This window comes from Nonlabens sp. (genome assembly GCF_018401815.1).
GTDB lineage: Bacteria > Bacteroidota > Bacteroidia > Flavobacteriales > Flavobacteriaceae > Nonlabens.
On the sequence record NZ_JAGYKG010000001.1, the window covers coordinates 920,598 to 938,640 of the forward strand.

The following is an 18,043-nucleotide window of genomic DNA, read 5'->3' on the forward strand; positions in this document are numbered from 1 at the left end:
TTACTCCTATCGTTGTACAGACTATCTTTGTTCCATGCATAAAATTCAATTAAATAACGTAAGAGTTTATACCAATCATGGCTGTCTTCACGAAGAAAAATTAATAGGTAGTGAATATCGAGTAGATTTGGAAATAACAGCAAACCTTTCTAAGAGCGCACTTACAGATGATCTTTCCGATACAGTAGATTATGTGTCTCTTAATGCCATTATAGTAGAAGAAATGGCGGTTCGCTCTAAACTTTTAGAGCATGTAGCCCAACGTATTCTACATCGTATTTTTGAGGAAGAATTGTTAGTTCAACAAGCAGAAGTTAAAGTGGCTAAAATCAATCCACCAATAGGAGGAGATGTAGAAAGTGTTATTATTATTATGAGTCAACATAGAAATTAGATATCGTCTTAACTAAAAAGAGTCAAAACTGGGATAGAAAAAACATCATAAAAGTACTGGAATACTCCCTCTAAGAAACATTTTAATTCATTCAGGATAGGAAACGAGTAAATAATTGTTATTTTTGCCAACCATCTTTGGTACCATGGCCGAGCGGCTAGGCATGGGTCTGCAAAACCTAGTACAGCGGTTCGAATCCGCTTGGTACCTCTAAATCCTCTTTCTTCATTGATAGAGGATTTTTAATTTTTAAAAAGATGCTTATTTATTATTGGTATCCTTAACAGATGTTCTCTTTTCTTTAAATTCTTGAATGCCTTTTAATTCTGGATCAACAGGCTCCATTTCTTCTGGAACCAATTGAAATTGATTCTCAATTTGTTGCGTAGCATTTGGGAAAGTTCCCTTAAAAATCAAAACTACTCCACATATAAACATGACAACCGCAATAAATCGTTTTAACCAATAAATACGCAATACTGTAAGATGTTTATTTAAACTTTTAGCCAGTATGATCTTGCCTAAATCAATAATAAAATAAGTGGCTAACACCGACGAAAAAAAGACCATAATGCGTTCACTATTATTATCTAGTTGGGGACTAAACACAACTATCAAACCCAACCAAAAACCCAATACACCAATATTTATAAAATTAAGAAGGAAGCCTTTTATGAATAAAGTTAAATAGTTATTTTTTTGAACAATGAAAACCTTGGTGTGAACCTCTTTTAGGAATGTTTTTTTTGTTTTTACAAATGATACTATTCCATAAATGCAAAGTATACTTCCTCCGAACACAAAAAGCCCAGGGTCATCTTGAAGCTTTTTAAGTATGCTAGATGTCATGAAATAAGCTGCGAGTAAAAAGATAATATCAGCAATAATAACTCCTGCATCCAACGCAATAGCTGCTCTAAAGCCTTTAATAGCACTAGTTTCTAGCAATGCGAAGAATACGGGCCCTATAAGGAAAGCCATCACCAAACCTATAGGTAAAGCTGTAAGAATATCGTCAAGCATTTAAAAGGGTGTTGATTTTCAAAGGTAGGAAAACACTAAAGGTTTTCAAATACAGAAAACTATTTGTTATTTTCTTATTTGAATGCTCAATCTGCGTGAGGTAAACTCTTAACTCAACTAAGTATTAATCCTTATCTACTATGTTTATTCTACCACCGAATAAGATGTTTTTCTTCACTTTTAAAGGATTGCCATAAACCGTAACCGTTCCTCCAGCCCTTACATTAATATCAACTCTTTTAGTGGCGTATACCGCTATCTCTCCACCCGCTTGAACTTGTACTTTGGTATAATCTGATAGTAACCGATCATTTTCTATAATTCCGCCAGTATTTACCACTATAATTTGATCTTCTACCTGACCTGATAACTGCAACATACCGCCAGTTACAGCTCTTACATCAAGATTTTTAACACTTAATCCAGCTCGCACACTAGCACCCTCTTGTACTCGTATCTCTAATCGATCTTGTTCTATCAATTCATTAGACACAATTAATGAGCCTTCATTTGCATCTATAACTGCAAGTTCTTTATAATACACATGAACAAAGGTCTCTGTACCATCAAATGATTTTTCTGCTCGCATACGTATTTTTAAAATATCATTTTTTTGAACGTATTCTACATCTTGTGCATCCCTACCAGATATAATAATTTTATTTTCTGAAGATTTAACCAGATTTACGGTAACCAAATCGTAAGTCTTTATGGTGTCAAAATCAGAAACTACTGTTTCAATAGGGTTTTGTGCTAAAGTTAGTAAAGAGAAAAGAATTGCTGTGGTAAGTACGAATTGTTTCATGATGCTATTTTTTAAAAGACTCTTCCTATTATAATATGTTACAGTTCATTTCATACACTAAAGAAAAAGCAGCACTTATTTCTAAATACCGCTTTTTACTAACCAACCAAAAAACCTAAAAGTATGACTCTTAGTAAACCTTTTTTTGATCGTCAAATCCTGTGCCAAAATTATGATTTGCAACTCTTCTAATGTCTATTACCTTTCCAGGTACCACCGTATTTATAATCTGCTATGGATTGATACTGTTCTGTGCAAGATTTGCAACAAAAAACCCATTGTTTGTTAGCATCTATTTGCACTCGATACATAAGCGTGTCTTGTTTTTGACAAGTAGCACAAATTTTAGTTTTCATGAATTATGACTTAGGTAGTAATTTCAAACAAATTGCTGCCTGCTGTTCATTTTTAAACACTATTACAAATAGATAGAGTTAGTTGTTCTCAACTCGTTCTTTACTACCTATCATCCAAAAATCTAAGTGTTTCTTAACAAGGTCTGCATTTTTTACTTTTACATAAACCTCATCTCCTAATGTATAGGTATTTTTTGTCTTACGGCCTACCACAGCAAATTCTTCTTCTACATATTCATAACTATCATCGTCGAGATCGCCTAATCGTATCATTCCTTCACACTTATTTGCCATGATCTCTACATATATACCCCAATCGGTAACTCCTGTGATTACACCTATAAATTCCTCATCAGAATGATCTTTCATATACTTAACCTGCATGTACTTGATAGAATCACGTTCTGCTTTCGAAGCTAGTATTTCCATTTCTGAAGAATGCTCACATTTTTCTTCAAAAAGTGCTTCACTTGCTGTTTTACCACCGTCTAGATAATGTTGCAATAATCGATGTACCATCACATCTGGATAACGGCGTATAGGACTAGTAAAATGTGAGTAATAGTCAAATGCAAGACCATAATGGCCTATATTATTAGTGGAATATACAGCTTTAGACATGGTGCGAATCGCTAAGGTATCTACCATATTTTGTTCTTTATTCCCTTTTACATCACTGAGTAATTTATTTAATGATTGAGTTACGGTATTGCGATCTCTTAAATCCAATCTGTGACCAAATTTCACAACAATATTTGCCAATGCACTTAATTTTTCATCATTTGGCTCATCGTGAATACGATATATAAAAGTCTTTTTAGGTTGTTGCTTACCTATAAAACCTGCTACTTTCTTATTGGCTAGTAACATGAATTCTTCAATTAGTTTATTAGCATCTTTAGACGTTTTAAAATAAACTCCTACAGGTTCTGCTTTTTCATTTAAATTGAATTTTACTTCTGACTTATCAAAACTTAAAGCTCCATCAACCATACGTTGAGCGCGCATTTTCTTAGCTAGTTCATCTAATTTTAACGTAGCTTCTACGATCGCTGGCTGTATAGTGGTTTGCTTTCGCGAAAGCGATATATCAGCAGGTAGTTCTCCTTTGCTAGTTTCTATAATATACTGTGCTTCTTCATAGGCAAATCGCTGGTCAGAATGAATTAACGTACGACCAAACCACTCGTTATGAATCTTACAATTGTTATCCATTTCAAAAACAGCAGAAAAACACAATTTATCCTCATGTGGGTTTAACGAACAAACACCATTAGAGAGCACTTCTGGAAGCATAGGGACTACTCGATCAACAAGGTAAACTGAAGTTGCGCGTTCATAAGCTTCATCATCTAGGGGCGTCCCTTCTTTTACAAAATGAGAAACATCAGCAATATGAATTCCTATCTCGTAATTTCCATTTTCTAAAACTTTAAATGATAAAGCATCATCAAAATCTTTAGCATCTGCGGGATCAATTGTATACGTAAGCGTATCTCGCATATCGCGACGCTGTTCTACTTCTTTTTGAGAAATAGTTTTATCTAATTTTTCTGTATATTCTTCTACTTCGGCTGGAAATTCATAAGGGAGACCGTACTGTGCTAAAATAGCGTGAATCTCAGTATCGTGTTCCCCAGGTTCTCCTAAAATATCTTTTACTCGCCCATTAGGAGAATCTTGTTTATCGTTCCATTCTACAAATTCTACAAGAACTACTTGACCATCCTTTGCTCCATTAATCTCACGACCTGGAATAAAAAAATCAGTTTGAATTTTAGGATCGGTAACTTTTACAAAAGCAAATTTTTCATGTACCTGGATCTCCCCTACAAACTCTGTCTTTTTACGCTTGATCACTCTGGTAATCTCTCCCTCTGGTTGAGCACCTCGTTTTCTATTATAAACATACACTTCTACTTCATCACCATTGAGTGCTTGACCTAGAGAACGTTTTGGAATCATGATATCTTCATCCAGTTCTTCAGTAATCACATAACCCGTACCACGTGTACTGACATCTATTCTCCCTATGTAATAGTCAATAGCTTTAATGATTTTAAATTTACCGCGATCTATCTCTTCTATTTTTCCTTTAGATTTAAGCTGGTGTAATTTTTTTATAACTTGATTACGACCACTAGAATCGGTAATATTAAGTTGAGCGCAAATTTGCTTGTAATTATAACTCTTATCTGGATCTTGCTTAATGGCATTGAGAACCGACTGACTCAAATTTGGAAACTTCGCATTTGAGTTTCTTTTTTTATCTTTATTCATATATCCTACAAAGTTAATCTTTTAGTATTGCTGAGTACTAAATACTTCTAAAAACCAATAAAATAACAGGTTAGTTAACTTATATTAACATTAAATTAAGAAATTACTTTAAATTTGTACTGCAAATTCAGTTTATTTAACGATGACGATTTTCTTATGAGAATTAAAAAACCATTATTATCTACATTTATATTTACAGGAATTTTTCTTGTAGGTATTATAATATTGTATATACTTACCTATAAGGCGTTACAAACCGACACAAGTACCTTAACTGATGGGACTATTCATTATATGAGTCTAATAAAATCTACTTATTAATTTTTTTATACCTCTACAGTTCATAAGAGATATAAAACTTTAAGACATATTCCTTTATAACAGCTCTGATTTTTCAAATGTTCTATTATACTCTTATCAACACATATTAACAATATCATTTTTTATTTTTAAAAATTTAAATCAAATTGATGATGATGATGTAGTGTGAATAGCGGTATAACTTTTCTAATCAAAATTTGTAATTTCCAGTATCTCCAATTTATACTAATTTATACACAAGTTATGTAAAAGTTAATACACTGTTAAGTAACAGTATACTGTTATAAATTAATGGTTGTACACATTTGTTGATAAACCTTATTTCTAATAAATTGTAAAGAACTAAATATCATAGTTCTTGTTTATTTCTATCCATTTTAGTCTTAAAACTCTTTTAAAAATACCTTAGTTATATTTAGGTATTTTTAAATAAAAATGGATATGAACTATTTCTTTCTATATTCCTAATACAATTTTTAATTTTCTATTAACAGGTTATATGTAGTTTATGAATTATTAAATGAAGAGATTGTTAACAAGGTTAAATAGGAAGGATTTTACATTCAATCAAGTGTTTAATATATTTAGTTATTTTATAAAATTATCTTTTAAAAATTTGATAGTTAATGTATTCTACTTTTTATAGCTATTATTAACAAGTTTCTTTTATTTAAATACTTATACTTATGAATAAATCAAAAATTAATCAATACGTGTTTATGAAAGAGACGTTTATTTATTAGGTGTTTCTGTCTATTAAAATTTACTTTTGTGCAAATACACTTTATATGAAAATATCTATAGGAAACGATCATGCAGGACCTGATTATAAACAAGCGATTGTAAAAATGCTTCAACAACGCGGTATCCAAATTATTAATCATGGTACTGATACTTTTGACAGTGTTGATTATCCAGATTTTGCACACAAAGTAGCTCAAGATGTAGCTGCCTCAACTACTGCGTTTGGAATAGTTATTTGTGGTAGTGCACAAGGTGTTTCTATGACGGTTAATAAATATCAAAATGTACGTGGTGCGGTTAGTTGGATAAAAGAAATTGCAGGACTTGCTAGGGAACACAACGATGCTAATATCATATGTATTCCAGCGCGATTTACTTCTATTCCACAAGCGGTAGCTATGGTAGAAACCTTTTTAGATACTGATTTTGTTGGTGGACGACATGCAAATCGTGTAAATAAGATCGCTTGTTCTTAATAACGAGTTGTAGCTGATTTGTCATCTTTAATAATGTTGCTTCTACAAAATGCTATCAATTTTACGGTTAACTTCAGTATCACAGAAATGAATCTTAATAAACGTCAACAATATTTTGATTTAGGTAATCAATTACCTAATATACATAGACATCTCAATTTTGATAACCATTGTTACTGGCGCATCGCATTGGATAATACTTTGTTTGCAAAATGGAAGGATGTGGTGCCAGCTCCAGCTTACAGAAATATTACTGAAGAACAATTGGATTATGTAATCCATTTATTAAGGAATTATATCAAGGACGAACAATTGCTATTAGCACACAACAGGATTTCTTTGGCTTATCGAGCTAAGAATTAGTATTATTTTTAGGTGTATTAAAAAAGAGATTATTTCTACTTAGGTAGGGATTGGTAATTAATTTTAAAAAAGGGGTGACTCGATGAGATCACCATCCGTGTCAGAATACATGAAAAAAGAAGCTTCCATAATTATTCATCAACTCAGAACTGCGGTACACCCAGAAAAAAAATTAATGGAAATATGGCGCGAGCTAGAGTTTTATGAAGACGATGAAAAAGAAGACACTTTAGATGATCTAGATGTTATAAGACAAGCTCTTATGGCACAAGGCGATGAAGAATTTGGTAATATGTTGGAAAAGATCATTACTGATATAAGAATTGGAGTCAAGCCTCCACAACCTAAAAATGTTCCCAAAAGGTTTTAATAATGGAAATAACTGTAAAATCTTTCTCAGAACTTTCTACTCAAGAGTTATACGCACTGCTTCAATTGCGTTCAGAAGTTTTTGTTGTAGAACAAGATTGTGTCTATCAAGATCTAGATGGAAAAGATCAAAAAGCCTTTCATGTTTTAGGGTACGAACAGGGTCAATTTGTCGCTTATACTAGAATATTTAGGCCTGGTGATTACTTTGAACAGTCCAGTATAGGAAGGGTAGTCGTAAGTCCTCAGCATAGAGGAAAATCTTATGGTCAGGAAATTATGAAGGCGAGTCTCGCTTTCGCGAAAGCGGAACACTATACCTCTGTAAAGATTTCTGCACAGTGTTATTTGGATAAATTTTATATAGATTTAGGTTTTGTAGTTACAGGAGATAAATATCTGGAAGACGGGATACCTCATCAAGCCATGCTTTTAGAATTTTAATAGAACATCAAAACAAGCTGGTTTCTTCTAAAAAGAATCTTTTTTTGTATGGTATAAAAGCAATAAATAAACAGAAACTATTATTTACAACTTTTTTATGCGCACTACCTTATTATTTGGTAGCTCGTTCTAGACGATCATTAATAGACTTTCCTAAACCCGTATCTGGCAATCGTTGTGCTACAATCATGTCTAAGTCCCATTTATCCAGTTCGTGCATAGCACTATACAATTTAGAAGCGGCTTCTTTTAAATCTCCAGTTTCAGTTAAATAGATGGTTTTTTCAACTCCATGATCTTTAGGCTCTTTTATATGAAGCAGCAATCCTATTTTTTGATCCGGATGTTGCGCAACAAAATGGGCTATGTTTTCAACAAGATATGTTTTTGTTCGTGGCGCATAGTGTTTTTCTAGCATTCCAGGGGCATTAGGAGCTTTCTCTTTATTGTTTTTAAGAGTTACATTACCCACTACTGCTCTAATGTCTTCTATAGAAATAGACCCTAATCTATAGACCACAGGTTCCTCATTTTCAAAACCGACTATGGTAGATTCAATCCCATTTTTACAGTCACCGCCATCGAGCACCATTTCTAAGGCACCATTAAAATAATTTTTTACATGTTGGGCAGAGGTAGGACTGATGTGCGTAAACGGATTTGCACTGGGCGCAGCCACTGGAAAAGGAAGGCTTTTTAGTAATTCAAGGGTTAGATCATGTTGAGGCATTCTTATTCCTACGGTATCATTTCCCGCGGTGATAAGGTCTGGAACAGCTGCTTGCTTTTTTAAAATCAACGTCAGGGAACCTGGCCAAAATGCTTTAGCCAATAATTGTGCCTTTTCTGGAAAATCAACAGCCAGCTCCATTACTTGTTCCATACTGTGAATATGTACAATAAGCGGATTAAAAAAAGGCCGTTTTTTTAATTCAAAAATCTTTTTAATTGCTGTATCGCTATAGATATTAGCAGCTAGTCCATAAACGGTTTCGGTAGGAATAGCAACCAGTTCATTACGAGAAAGAATTTCAGCTGCTTTTAAGATGTCTTTTGAAACAAGTGTCATGTGTGATGTTCCTAAATGTTTTTAGGCGCTGCAAATATCGGCGTAATTAAGGAATTTTATTGGTTTATTTCTGTTCAAAACTGCGGACTTAAGGCTGCAGCTTTGAACAGCATTTTGAATAAAGAATTTATAGTATTCTTTCTAAATCATTAGATTGAACAGGTTTAATAATACTTCTTCTTCAACCAAAAAGAAACCCGTACTAATAAAATCAAAGCAGGAACTTCTACTAGTGGTCCGATAACCCCAGTAAATGCCTGACCAGAATTGAGTCCAAAAACCGCAATAGCTACTGCAATGGCTAGTTCAAAGTTATTACCAGCGGCGGTAAATGAAATTGCTGCATTTTGTCCATAGGTAGCTCCTCGGTATTTACTGATAAAAAAGCCAATTAAAAACATAATAATAAAGTAGCTCAATAAAGGTACAGCGATCAATAAGACATCATAAGGAATCTCTACAATCAACTCCCCTTTTAAGGAAAACATCAATACAATAGTAAGCAGCAAGGCGATTAAAGTAACAGGGGAAATTGCGGGGATAAAAACATGTTCATACCAGTCCTTACCTTTAGCTTTTACTATAAAATAACGACTTAAAATACCCAGTAAAAATGGAATTCCTAAGTAGATGGCAACACTTTCGGCAATGGTGGCGATAGAGATATCTACAATGGCACCGTCAAAGCCAAAATAAGGAGGTAATACGGTGATAAATATCCAGGCATAGAACGAATAGGCAAACACTTGAAATATGCTATTTAAAGCGACTAGACCAGCTCCGTATTCTGGTGAGCCGTCTGCGAGGTCATTCCAGACCAGTACCATTGCAATGCAACGTGCAAGTCCTATTAAAATAAGCCCCACCATATATTCTGGATAGTCATGTAAGAAGGTGATGGCCAGTATAAACATCAAAACGGGACCTATCACCCAGTTGAGAAGTAATGAAATACTCAAAACCTTTGTATTCTTAAATACAACAGGTAAGAGTTGGTAATCTGCTTTTGCCAGTGGCGGATACATCATTAATATTAAGCCTATAGCTATAGGTATATTAGTTGTCCCGCTGCTCATATTATTGATGGAAGTTGCGATGCTGGGTATCCAATAACCTAATCCTACACCTATAGCCATAGCGATAAAAATCCATAGGGTTAAGTACTGATTGAGGAAAGAGAGTTTTTTTTTCATAAACGGAATTAAAGGGAGTTTTAAAAGGAGTGATTTTTAATCAATCATTTTGAAGTTTACTAGGTGTCACATGAGAGAAGACATATTTCATTTCGGTAGCGATTTGAAGGCTGCGTTCTTCATAAACTGCTTCTTGTTCTGGTGTTCCATCACTTATTTTTGGGTCTAAATAGGTAATTGAGATGCGTTTTTCTGCCCCAGGAACTATAGGACAGTTTTCAGAAGCATGGTCACAAGTCATTAGTGCTCCAAATTGTTGTGACGGATTTACCTTATCATCAAAGAGTTTTGAAAACACCTTTAAAGGCGGCATAACTTCACTGTATTCTACATAGTACACCGGATTTTCTTTAGGCTTGCTTTTAGTAATTTCTAAGCCTTGTCTTTTGAGTGTTTTGATGATTTTAGAATAAACAGCTGTAGTTTCTGTTCCGCCAGAATAGCAATGTATATCTCCTATTTGATAATATCTAGCTGCGATTTGTGCCCAAATTTGGCATAGATGGCTGCGCCTAGAATTATGGGTACAAATAAAAGTGAGTTGAGTTTTGTTGTGATGTTGAAGACTGTAATTGATATAGTCTGAAAGTTGATGGAGTTCTCGCTTTCGCGAAAGCGGAATGGCAGTTACATCTAGGCCATCCAGTAGGTTTTTGATTGGTAAAAACATATAAAAAATTAATTAACAACAACCAGAATCTGGTGTACATGAATTTTGAACTTCTGAAAGCCTTACTTGTGGTTTTTCTTGAGGGATGCCACAACTGTCTTTAGCCAGGCAATCGGTCAGTTTGTTAGTGAGTACAAAGTGACCTTCATTAAAATCTATACCAAACTTCCCTATGGTTCCTGCTTGATATTCTACCTCTATCTCTACATCTGGAAGTCCTAACCGAGACTGAGACAGTTCAATGATTTGCTGTAGTTTTTCAGGATGAAGCCTGTGATCGTAATCGCTTGCTTCCCAAAGTTGGAAGTTGACAACTGTTTCTAGTCGCTCGGTACCGCCGCAATCTATAAAATGTTTTACGACCTTCCCTACTTCAGTAATGTGAAAATGGGAGGGCACTAGCGTACCATTTGGAAGTGTAAATGCGATTTTATCTAGTTGTGACAACTGGTTTTTAAATTCAGATAGTTTCATTTTTCATTTTTTAAATGCAATATTACGATGAATACTTTTAAATTTTTTTAGCAGCATTTATTTAAAGTAGCAGCGTCGAGGTTTAAAATAGGGGAAAGCAAGTTTTTCATTAATGACCAATTATGATAATCAATACAATAACAAACACTTGTACCCTCAACGCTGCCTTTTATGAGTCCTACAGACTTTAATTCTTTTAAATGTTGTGAAATAGTGGGTTGTGCTAAACCAATTTCATTTACGATGTCTCCACATACGCAAGAATCTATGGAAAACAAATACTGAATGATAGCTATTCTAGCGGGATGCCCGATTGCTTTTGTCATGCGAGCGATTTTATTTTGCTCTTCAGTAAATTTTTCACTTTTAGTAACTCCCATATCTTTCATTGCAAAGTTACGATAAACACATCAATTTATTATGCTATAAATAGCATTTTATTTATTTTTACGGAGTCAAGAGGTGTTTCATATGTAGCCACTTCAAAATCAATGGAAACATGTCTACTGATTCTTCACGAGTTTTTGATTTATTGCATAGAACGCCTTATTTTTTTAAAGCAATAGCAGCCTTTTTTAAGCCCATTGATTTGGGAGTTTCTACAGAATTATTTTAAGATTCTTTTGTGCAGTCTCAGCACAAGAGATAGACAGAAACAATAGTATAGAGGAATATATATATAGGGTTTCATTAGAGAGAAGAAAGCCTGCTTTTTTAAATTAATCAGTATCGATTTTAGTGATATACAATTCTACGCGACGGTCCAACTTATCGAGACCTCCTAAGGGTTTGGTACGACCATAGCCTTTGTATTTCATCCTGCGGTAGCTCACACCACGTTTTTTTAGAGTTTCAAAAATGGATTTGGCCCTGGCGTAAGAAAGGTTGGATTTTTTGGTATCTCGATTGTAAGCATCGTCATAAACAGGGTTGATGCAACACACATGACCATGAATTTCAAAGTGAATGTCTTTACGTGCCACGAGTATTTCTGCTACACGATCTAAAAGGGGTTGAGATTCTTCAAGAACAACAGACCTTCCCCTATAAAAGAGTATGTTGTCTAGCCTAATGACTTGGCCTTTTTTAAGGTTTTTATTTAATAAAGATTTAAAGGGTTCTGTTGAATTATCAATTAAAGTGTCCAGTAACGTAGGTATATCTAAATACTCTTCTGCCACTTCTACTAGGTTTTTTAAAGGAATACTTTTTAAGTTTTTAGATACAGGAATAACGGCGGTGCTTGTCGTATCTTTTAGAATTGCTTTAACTACTTTATCCTCATAGGTTTTTATCTCTTCTAACTCTGCTTCTGTAAGGTCGTTTACATCTAGCTTTTTAATTTCTAGTCGCTGGGTAATGGTTTCTTTTAGCGAAAAAACAACATCAACTCGTCGATTTTGAGCGCGTTCTTCTTCTAAAGTTAATTTTTCAGCACCTTCTTCTAAAGCGACTTCGCCTCTACCTTCAATAGTTTTGGAAATGTGTTCTATGGTAATAGCGTGTTCCTGTAACCATTTAGAAACGGTTTCTACTCGCCTGTTGGAAAGATCCAGGTTGTAATTATAAGAACCACGATCATCACAGTAGCCCAGTATTTTTACATCTAGAAGAGGTTTGTATAACAAGTCATCAAAAAAGGAATTCAGTTGATTGCCGTCGCTGACTGAAAATTGGTCTTTATCAAGATCAAAGTAAACCGAATGCTTTTCAGTAAGTTGTCCTTTCATTAATAAACTCACGAGTACTAAAAGAAGGGCTATGTGTTTTTTAATAATCATTATTTTAAAATACGTTGGTATTTACTTTTATCATTAAGCACTTCAATAGCCGCTTTGATCTCCGGGTTGTATTTGATTTGGTGTTTGTAAAGGCCCTCTTTATAAAAATATCGTTTTACGATTTCATCGGTAAGTAGGCTTTTAATTTCGGCTTTTTTATTTATGATTTCTTTTCTTTTAGCATTTTTAATGGTTTCCAGTATAGAGTTGTAGGAATTCATAATATCATCATCTAATTCTTCGTTAGCAGCTGTTTGATACGCTTTCGCGAAAGCGGACTCCGTAACCGTTTCAAATTCAAACCCACGTTTTTCTATCCAGGAAACAAACTCTTGGAAGTCAGCATCTGAAAATTGAATCTCATCTAGAGAAGTAAATTGGTGTTGGTAGTAATATGCTGTGGCATAATCAAAAATGGAGTTTTCTTTAAGAAGAGCTGTAGTAACTGGAGAATACGCGGCAGATGCGATCGTAATATCAGGTGCTACGCCACCGCCATCATACACGGTACGACCGCTGTTTACGGTTTGAAAAGCTTGATAATTTTCTTTTTTGGTTCGAATAGCGTCCCCATTTTCATCTCGGTTCCAATAATCTAAAGCTTGTATACAGCGACCACTAGGGGTGTAATACCTGGAAATAGTAATTTTCACCTGGGTTCCATAAGACAATGGTTTAGGGCGTTGTACCAGTCCTTTACCAAAACTTCTTGCCCCTACTATGACAGCGCGATCATAGTCTTGCAGACTGCCACTCACAATCTCGCTTGCACTCGCGCTACGGCCATTGATCAAGACCGCCACGGGCATTCCTTTAAATTCTTCATCGCGATTGGTCAGGTAGGTTTTGTTATACTTCGCTACAACAGATTGTGTGCTGGTGATGAGTTTTCCTTTTGGAATAAATAAGTTGGATACATTTACAGCTTCACTTAACAAGCCGCCAGGGTTCCCTCGTAAGTCAAGAATTATTTTGGCAGCTCCTTTTTCTTTTAATTCTTTAATCGCTGCTTTAGTTTCTTTAGAGGCTTTTTCATTGAATTTAGAAAGAACCACGTATCCTATATCTGGAGTTGCCATGTCATAAAAAGGAACCGCATTTACTTCAATACCTTCTCTTTTAAGTGTTGTCTTTATTGTTTTTCCTTGACGTATATAGGTAATACTTAGCGCTGTACCTGAAGAACCTTGCAACAAATCCCCAGCATTATCTTTATAATCGGCTACTTTGATACCATCTATTTCTATGATATCGTCCCCAGCTTTAAGCCCAGCTTTATCTGCTGGATAATCTTTCCAGGGCTCTATAATAGTGATGGCTTCTTTTTTTGTACGCACATTTGCGCCTATGCCGGTATAAGCTCCACGACGGTTGATATTAGATTTTTCTACCTCTTGTTCTGTCCAGTATACGGTATAGGGATCCAGTCCTTCCAGCATTCCTTCTATGGCATTATCCATAAGTTCTGCGGGGTTTGTATCGTCCACATAGTTCATATGGAGTTGTTTGTACATTTCTGTAAAAATCTCAATCTGTTTTGCAATCTCAAAAAAGTCATTTTGAAAACTAGCGGTTGTAAGTAATAACCCAGCTGCTGCTATAGGAAGCAGGATCTGTCTTTTTATATTTATTCTTTTACTCATTTTTTTTATTTGAGGTTGCCATTAAACACCATTAAATATAGGATAAATACTCAGAAGCACCATAACAGTTGTAACGAGATTACGGCTAACGAATTGTATAGAAGCACAATGCCTATTATTAGAGAGTAACAAGGAGGAAAAAGCCTAGAATATAGAGGGTGAAAAAAGATTGTATACATGTATAAGGTTGTTACTGTGACTTAAATTAGTAAGTGAACCCATATTCCTACTCTGAGGACTCTAGTCTTATGAAGTTACTTTTTTAGTAAGTTCTTTCAATAGCTTTTTAGTCAGGCTTTCTATATAGTCGTAATCGGGCATTTTACCAGATTGATAGATAAACATGGCCTTTAAATGAACAGCTTCAGAAATGGGTAGTAATTCTTGGTGCAATCGATAGGACTCTCTCATCAATCTTTTAATGCGATTGCGATCCACGGCACGTTTAAAAAAACGCTTTCCTACGCTTACTCCTATTTGATGCTCACCAGCTTGAGTTTCTATAAAATAAACTACACGCAAAGGTCCTTTTCTTATGGACGAACCATTGGAGAAAAGCTGGTCGGTAGCCTTTTTGCTTTTTAGCTTTTTATTTCTGCTTAAAGTGAGTTTCATTGTAGTGCAAAGATATGTTATTAGTTTGCAGTCTCGGTCTCGGTTTTCAGCAGGTGGGTGTTAAGTTCTCGCTTTCGCGAAAGCGGAACACAAATAGATCATATTCATAAAAATAGGCAGTAATTCTATTTAAAGAACTACTGCCTACTAAAATTTCAAACTTGTTTGAAATCAATCTGCTTCGTGTGACGGTTGACTACAACCTATTCCTCTATTGGAAACGTATTATTAGCCTTATTCACATCTGCCATCATTTCTTTAGGATCGATGGTCACACTTTTTAGGTTATTTACATCTATACCTTCAAGAGTTAGTTTATAAGTGGGATATGCCCAAGCCCAGTCTGAAGCCGTAATTACATTTCTGCCGACTTCTTTTTCTCCGCGCATTTCTTCAAGAGGGATGTAATACATTTTTGTACTGCCATCATTCAAGGTTACTTCTATGTCTAGTGGCATAGGCATAAGGCCTTTTCGCGAAAGCGAAATTACCGCCTTACCATCTAGATTGCTCACATTTTCAATAGAATAATCGATCCTATTTGTAGTCATGGTCCAATCTCTTAAATACCATTCCAAATCAAAACCACTCACACGTTCAGCTACCCTTTTGAAGTCATTAGGGTCAGGATGTTTGAATTTCCAAGTATTGAAATATTCTTTAATAATTTGGTCTCGTACGTCATCTCCTACCACATAACCTAGTTGTGCCATAAAAACAGCTCCTTTAGAATATGCACTAGTTCCATAAGCACCATTGTATTCATAACGATCTGCATGGGTGGTTTGTGGTTGTTCTTTACCAGACATAGCAAGTCCTATATAACCTCTGTAAGAACCAGCATTAGGATTTTCTTTTCCTTCTTTGAAAACTTCATTCATGGCTAGGTTAGAAATATAGGTGGTAAAACCTTCATCCATCCACTCATCTTTAGACTCGTTAGTAGCCAGAATGTGATTGAACCACGAGTGTGCAAATTCATGAGCCGTAACTCCCGCAAGACTGCCAAATCTTCGTTCTCCAGTTATCAAGGTACACATGGCATATTCCATACCGCCATCACCACCTTGAATTATGGAGTATTGTTGGTAAGGGTAATTGCCTATATGCTCGTTGAAGTATTTTAAAAACTCATTAGTTACTGGCTGTAATTGGTTCCAGTTTTCTCTGATGGCATCGTTATCCTTGTAGAAGAAGTGAAGGTCCACTCCGTTTGCACCTTTGTAGATATCGTGGACATAATCTTTGTCTGCGGCAAATGCAAAATCATGTACTTGAGGTGCTTTAAAATGCCATTTTAATTTTCCGTCTTTACCTTTTGCAGGGCCAGAATTTGCTTGGTCATAACCATGACCTATTTCTTTAGGATTTTGAAGGTATCCCGTGCCACCGATTGTATACTCTTTATCAATAGTTAGTTTCACATCAAAATCTCCCCAAACGCCGTGAAATTCACGTGCGATATACGGACTTGTGTTCCAACCGTACTTATCAAACTCTGCCATTTTAGGATACCATTGCGTCATAGAAAGCGCAACTCCTTCGGCATTATTACGTCCACTTCTTCTTATTTGTACAGGAACCTGACCGTTAAAATCCAGTTCTAGAGTAGTAGACTGTCCTGGCGCAATTGCTTTTGCAAGCTTTACTACGAGCACCGTTCCTTCTTCGTCTGCTAGTACTGGTTGACCGTCTTGTTTCATACTGCTCACGTGCAAATACCCTATTTCATTAGGCTTTAAAGCTACAATACGAGAACCTACTCGTGGATCAGGATCTGCAATAGTACGAGAACGTTCATCCATTTCGCTACCAGGTTGGAAAGCGTTATAGAATAGGTGGTAGTAAACTCGATCTATGGTTTCTGGCGAATTGTTCGTGTATATTAGCTTTTGTTGACCGGTGTATTGGTAACGATCTGCATCTATATTCACATCCATATCATAGTTGACATGTTGTTGCCAGTAAGTACCAGAATCAAATGATCGGCTAGCCACTACATTTTTAGAAGAGTTACAACCAGCTAAAGCAACTGCAACTGTAAGAATTAAAGCAATTTTTTTCATAGGAATTTTTTGTTGCTGCTAATATAAGGATTTACCAATTTTCAATTGTGAAGGAAATCTTATCTCTTGGTAAAGAGCAAGAGGATAAATGGGTATTTCTTTATTCCATACGTTGATTTTACCTTATTTGATCGGATGTTATTGGAGTTTGGTCTCGTAAAGGGGTTATTGATGCAGCCCAAAAATCTATAATACTCAAGTCAGTTGGATATCAATAATACTAATCGTGAAATCATATAAGATGCAGATTATATGCTCAGAAATAAAGGGCAATGTATAGAGCTGGTGAGGTAAGGAAAATTACTTGGAAGGGAATAACCTAAAAACCTGTAAAGCAGAAGGAGAATATAATTTTGGAAAATTTTGAACCTGTAATTATTTTAGCTTCATGATAAAGATGTTTAGTAAACAGTTTTGGGTTATTTCTTTAGGTTGGGGAATCCTTATGGCAATCGTCATGACATTGTTTTATACGATAACGGAGGGTTTTTCTGTTACATGGCTTTTAATTAATTCTATAGCTTATGTGATGATCGGAGGACCATTATTTGCAATTGGTATGACGCTTTTTGCTCAATATGCATTTAAAAAAGTGACAATTGCTATCCCAGAAAATGAAATTTTAATCAAAGAATATGGAGCAAATTTGTATAGAGGCAAAGAAGGTGTAGGAGGTAAAATAGCCCTTACTAATAAAAGTGTGATCTTTAAATCTCATCAAGTAAATATTCAAACAGGAGAAACGCTTATTCCTATTCAAGACATCTCAGGTTTTAAGATTAACAACCGAATATTTAATTTTTTAAATAACGAGCTAATACTAATTACCACAGAGAAAGACTATAGATTTATTATTCAAGGACGAGATGAGCTTATGGAAGAATTAAAGAGGTTAAATTCTAGTTTATTGTAATAGATAGTTCATGCAACCCTCATTCTGCTGTATAGCAGAACCGC

The 18,043-nt window shown here is 35.1% G+C and carries 19 protein-coding genes and 1 tRNA gene; 7 read left to right on the forward strand and 13 right to left on the reverse strand.

Features of this window, described 5'->3' with window-relative positions:
- The first annotated feature begins 34 nt into the window (after nucleotides 1–34).
- The gene (gene folB / locus KG732_RS04075) at nucleotides 35–394 is read left to right on the forward strand and encodes a dihydroneopterin aldolase (RefSeq protein ID WP_213521097.1); all 360 of its coding nucleotides are present in this window, start codon (nucleotides 35–37) and stop codon (nucleotides 392–394) included.
- A 139-nt stretch (nucleotides 395–533) separates the two neighbouring features.
- Nucleotides 534–604 (forward strand) — tRNA-Cys (locus KG732_RS04080).
- 51 nt (nucleotides 605–655) lie between these two features.
- Here KG732_RS04080 and KG732_RS04085 read toward each other — a convergent pair.
- The 4 genes from KG732_RS04085 to rnr form a co-directional block, all read right to left on the reverse strand.
- Nucleotides 656–1,417 carry a LysE family transporter gene (locus KG732_RS04085; protein WP_213521099.1) on the reverse strand — a complete coding sequence of 254 codons (762 nt, stop codon included), beginning with the start codon at nucleotides 1,415–1,417 and terminating at the stop codon, nucleotides 656–658.
- Nucleotides 1,418–1,541: 124 nt separating this feature from the next.
- Nucleotides 1,542–2,222 carry a head GIN domain-containing protein gene (locus KG732_RS04090; RefSeq protein WP_213521100.1) on the reverse strand — a complete coding sequence of 227 codons (681 nt, stop codon included), beginning with the start codon at nucleotides 2,220–2,222 and terminating at the stop codon, nucleotides 1,542–1,544.
- Nucleotides 2,223–2,410: 188 nt separating this feature from the next.
- Nucleotides 2,411–2,578 (reverse strand): hypothetical protein, encoded by a 168-nt coding sequence (locus KG732_RS04095; protein WP_213521101.1) that lies wholly within the window; start codon nucleotides 2,576–2,578, stop codon nucleotides 2,411–2,413.
- Nucleotides 2,579–2,656: 78 nt separating this feature from the next.
- Nucleotides 2,657–4,858, reverse strand: a complete 2,202-nt coding sequence (gene rnr / locus KG732_RS04100; protein ID WP_213521102.1) for a ribonuclease R — start codon at nucleotides 4,856–4,858, stop codon at nucleotides 2,657–2,659.
- Nucleotides 4,859–5,967: 1,109 nt separating this feature from the next.
- Here rnr and KG732_RS04105 point away from each other — a divergent pair.
- From KG732_RS04105 to KG732_RS04120, 4 genes are all read left to right on the forward strand, one after another.
- Nucleotides 5,968–6,399 (forward strand): RpiB/LacA/LacB family sugar-phosphate isomerase, encoded by a 432-nt coding sequence (locus KG732_RS04105; RefSeq protein WP_213521103.1) that lies wholly within the window; start codon nucleotides 5,968–5,970, stop codon nucleotides 6,397–6,399.
- A 33-nt stretch (nucleotides 6,400–6,432) separates the two neighbouring features.
- The gene (locus KG732_RS04110; protein ID WP_300980292.1) at nucleotides 6,433–6,762 is read left to right on the forward strand and encodes an acetyltransferase; all 330 of its coding nucleotides are present in this window, start codon (nucleotides 6,433–6,435) and stop codon (nucleotides 6,760–6,762) included.
- An 82-nt stretch (nucleotides 6,763–6,844) separates the two neighbouring features.
- Nucleotides 6,845–7,132, forward strand: coding sequence for a hypothetical protein (locus tag KG732_RS04115; protein WP_213521104.1), 288 nt, complete (start codon nucleotides 6,845–6,847; stop codon nucleotides 7,130–7,132).
- 2 nt (nucleotides 7,133–7,134) lie between these two features.
- Nucleotides 7,135–7,575, forward strand: a complete 441-nt coding sequence (locus KG732_RS04120; RefSeq protein WP_213521105.1) for a GNAT family N-acetyltransferase — start codon at nucleotides 7,135–7,137, stop codon at nucleotides 7,573–7,575.
- A 112-nt stretch (nucleotides 7,576–7,687) separates the two neighbouring features.
- Here KG732_RS04120 and KG732_RS04125 read toward each other — a convergent pair whose 3' ends face one another.
- The 9 genes from KG732_RS04125 to KG732_RS04165 all read right to left on the reverse strand — a co-directional run bounded on the left by KG732_RS04125 (nucleotide 7,688) and on the right by KG732_RS04165 (nucleotide 17,086).
- The gene (locus KG732_RS04125; RefSeq protein ID WP_213521107.1) at nucleotides 7,688–8,644 is read right to left on the reverse strand and encodes an L-threonylcarbamoyladenylate synthase; all 957 of its coding nucleotides are present in this window, start codon (nucleotides 8,642–8,644) and stop codon (nucleotides 7,688–7,690) included.
- Between the two features lie 164 nt (nucleotides 8,645–8,808).
- Nucleotides 8,809–9,837, reverse strand: coding sequence for an ACR3 family arsenite efflux transporter (gene arsB, locus KG732_RS04130; RefSeq protein WP_213521109.1), 1,029 nt, complete (start codon nucleotides 9,835–9,837; stop codon nucleotides 8,809–8,811).
- 40 nt (nucleotides 9,838–9,877) lie between these two features.
- Nucleotides 9,878–10,507, reverse strand: coding sequence for a protein-tyrosine-phosphatase (locus KG732_RS04135; protein WP_213521110.1), 630 nt, complete (start codon nucleotides 10,505–10,507; stop codon nucleotides 9,878–9,880).
- A gap of 12 nt (nucleotides 10,508–10,519) precedes the next feature.
- A complete protein-coding gene (locus KG732_RS04140; protein WP_213521111.1) occupies nucleotides 10,520–10,981 on the reverse strand; it encodes a DUF6428 family protein in 462 nt (153 codons plus the stop codon).
- Between the two features lie 47 nt (nucleotides 10,982–11,028).
- Nucleotides 11,029–11,361 (reverse strand): helix-turn-helix transcriptional regulator, encoded by a 333-nt coding sequence (locus tag KG732_RS04145; RefSeq protein ID WP_213521255.1) that lies wholly within the window; start codon nucleotides 11,359–11,361, stop codon nucleotides 11,029–11,031.
- Nucleotides 11,362–11,700: 339 nt separating this feature from the next.
- Nucleotides 11,701–12,762, reverse strand: a complete 1,062-nt coding sequence (locus KG732_RS04150; RefSeq protein ID WP_213521112.1) for an OmpA family protein — start codon at nucleotides 12,760–12,762, stop codon at nucleotides 11,701–11,703.
- Nucleotides 12,762–14,405: a S41 family peptidase gene (locus KG732_RS04155; protein WP_213521113.1), complete on the reverse strand. Its 1,644-nt coding sequence runs from the start codon at nucleotides 14,403–14,405 to the stop codon at nucleotides 12,762–12,764. The genes KG732_RS04150 and KG732_RS04155 overlap by 1 nt, the downstream gene beginning before the upstream one ends.
- Nucleotides 14,406–14,651: 246 nt before the next feature.
- Nucleotides 14,652–15,020: a ribonuclease P protein component gene (gene rnpA / locus KG732_RS04160; protein ID WP_213521115.1), complete on the reverse strand. Its 369-nt coding sequence runs from the start codon at nucleotides 15,018–15,020 to the stop codon at nucleotides 14,652–14,654.
- Nucleotides 15,021–15,223: 203 nt separating this feature from the next.
- Nucleotides 15,224–17,086 (reverse strand): M1 family metallopeptidase, encoded by a 1,863-nt coding sequence (locus tag KG732_RS04165; protein ID WP_213521116.1) that lies wholly within the window; start codon nucleotides 17,084–17,086, stop codon nucleotides 15,224–15,226.
- A gap of 388 nt (nucleotides 17,087–17,474) precedes the next feature.
- Between KG732_RS04165 and KG732_RS04170 the strand changes: the two genes are divergently transcribed.
- The gene (locus tag KG732_RS04170) at nucleotides 17,475–17,999 is read left to right on the forward strand and encodes a GRAM domain-containing protein (protein ID WP_213521117.1); all 525 of its coding nucleotides are present in this window, start codon (nucleotides 17,475–17,477) and stop codon (nucleotides 17,997–17,999) included.
- The last annotated feature ends 44 nt before the right edge of the window (nucleotides 18,000–18,043 follow it).

Coding starts and splice junctions, on each gene's coding strand:
- KG732_RS04110 (WP_300980292.1), top strand. CDS start 6,433: ATGTTGCTTCTACAAAATGCTATCAATTTTACGGTTAACTTCAGTATC.
- KG732_RS04170 (WP_213521117.1), top strand. CDS start 17,475: ATGATAAAGATGTTTAGTAAACAGTTTTGGGTTATTTCTTTAGGTTGG.
- KG732_RS04150 (WP_213521112.1), bottom strand. CDS start 12,762: ATGATTATTAAAAAACACATAGCCCTTCTTTTAGTACTCGTGAGTTTA.
- rnpA (WP_213521115.1), bottom strand. CDS start 15,020: ATGAAACTCACTTTAAGCAGAAATAAAAAGCTAAAAAGCAAAAAGGCT.
- KG732_RS04105 (WP_213521103.1), top strand. CDS start 5,968: ATGAAAATATCTATAGGAAACGATCATGCAGGACCTGATTATAAACAA.
- folB (WP_213521097.1), top strand. CDS start 35: ATGCATAAAATTCAATTAAATAACGTAAGAGTTTATACCAATCATGGC.
- rnr (WP_213521102.1), bottom strand. CDS start 4,858: ATGAATAAAGATAAAAAAAGAAACTCAAATGCGAAGTTTCCAAATTTG.
- KG732_RS04120 (WP_213521105.1), top strand. CDS start 7,135: ATGGAAATAACTGTAAAATCTTTCTCAGAACTTTCTACTCAAGAGTTA.
- arsB (WP_213521109.1), bottom strand. CDS start 9,837: ATGAAAAAAAAACTCTCTTTCCTCAATCAGTACTTAACCCTATGGATT.
- KG732_RS04115 (WP_213521104.1), top strand. CDS start 6,845: ATGAGATCACCATCCGTGTCAGAATACATGAAAAAAGAAGCTTCCATA.
- KG732_RS04095 (WP_213521101.1), bottom strand. CDS start 2,578: ATGAAAACTAAAATTTGTGCTACTTGTCAAAAACAAGACACGCTTATG.
- KG732_RS04165 (WP_213521116.1), bottom strand. CDS start 17,086: ATGAAAAAAATTGCTTTAATTCTTACAGTTGCAGTTGCTTTAGCTGGT.
- KG732_RS04145 (WP_213521255.1), bottom strand. CDS start 11,361: ATGGGAGTTACTAAAAGTGAAAAATTTACTGAAGAGCAAAATAAAATC.
- KG732_RS04135 (WP_213521110.1), bottom strand. CDS start 10,507: ATGTTTTTACCAATCAAAAACCTACTGGATGGCCTAGATGTAACTGCC.
- KG732_RS04125 (WP_213521107.1), bottom strand. CDS start 8,644: ATGACACTTGTTTCAAAAGACATCTTAAAAGCAGCTGAAATTCTTTCT.
- KG732_RS04155 (WP_213521113.1), bottom strand. CDS start 14,405: ATGAGTAAAAGAATAAATATAAAAAGACAGATCCTGCTTCCTATAGCA.
- KG732_RS04140 (WP_213521111.1), bottom strand. CDS start 10,981: ATGAAACTATCTGAATTTAAAAACCAGTTGTCACAACTAGATAAAATC.
- KG732_RS04090 (WP_213521100.1), bottom strand. CDS start 2,222: ATGAAACAATTCGTACTTACCACAGCAATTCTTTTCTCTTTACTAACT.
- KG732_RS04085 (WP_213521099.1), bottom strand. CDS start 1,417: ATGCTTGACGATATTCTTACAGCTTTACCTATAGGTTTGGTGATGGCT.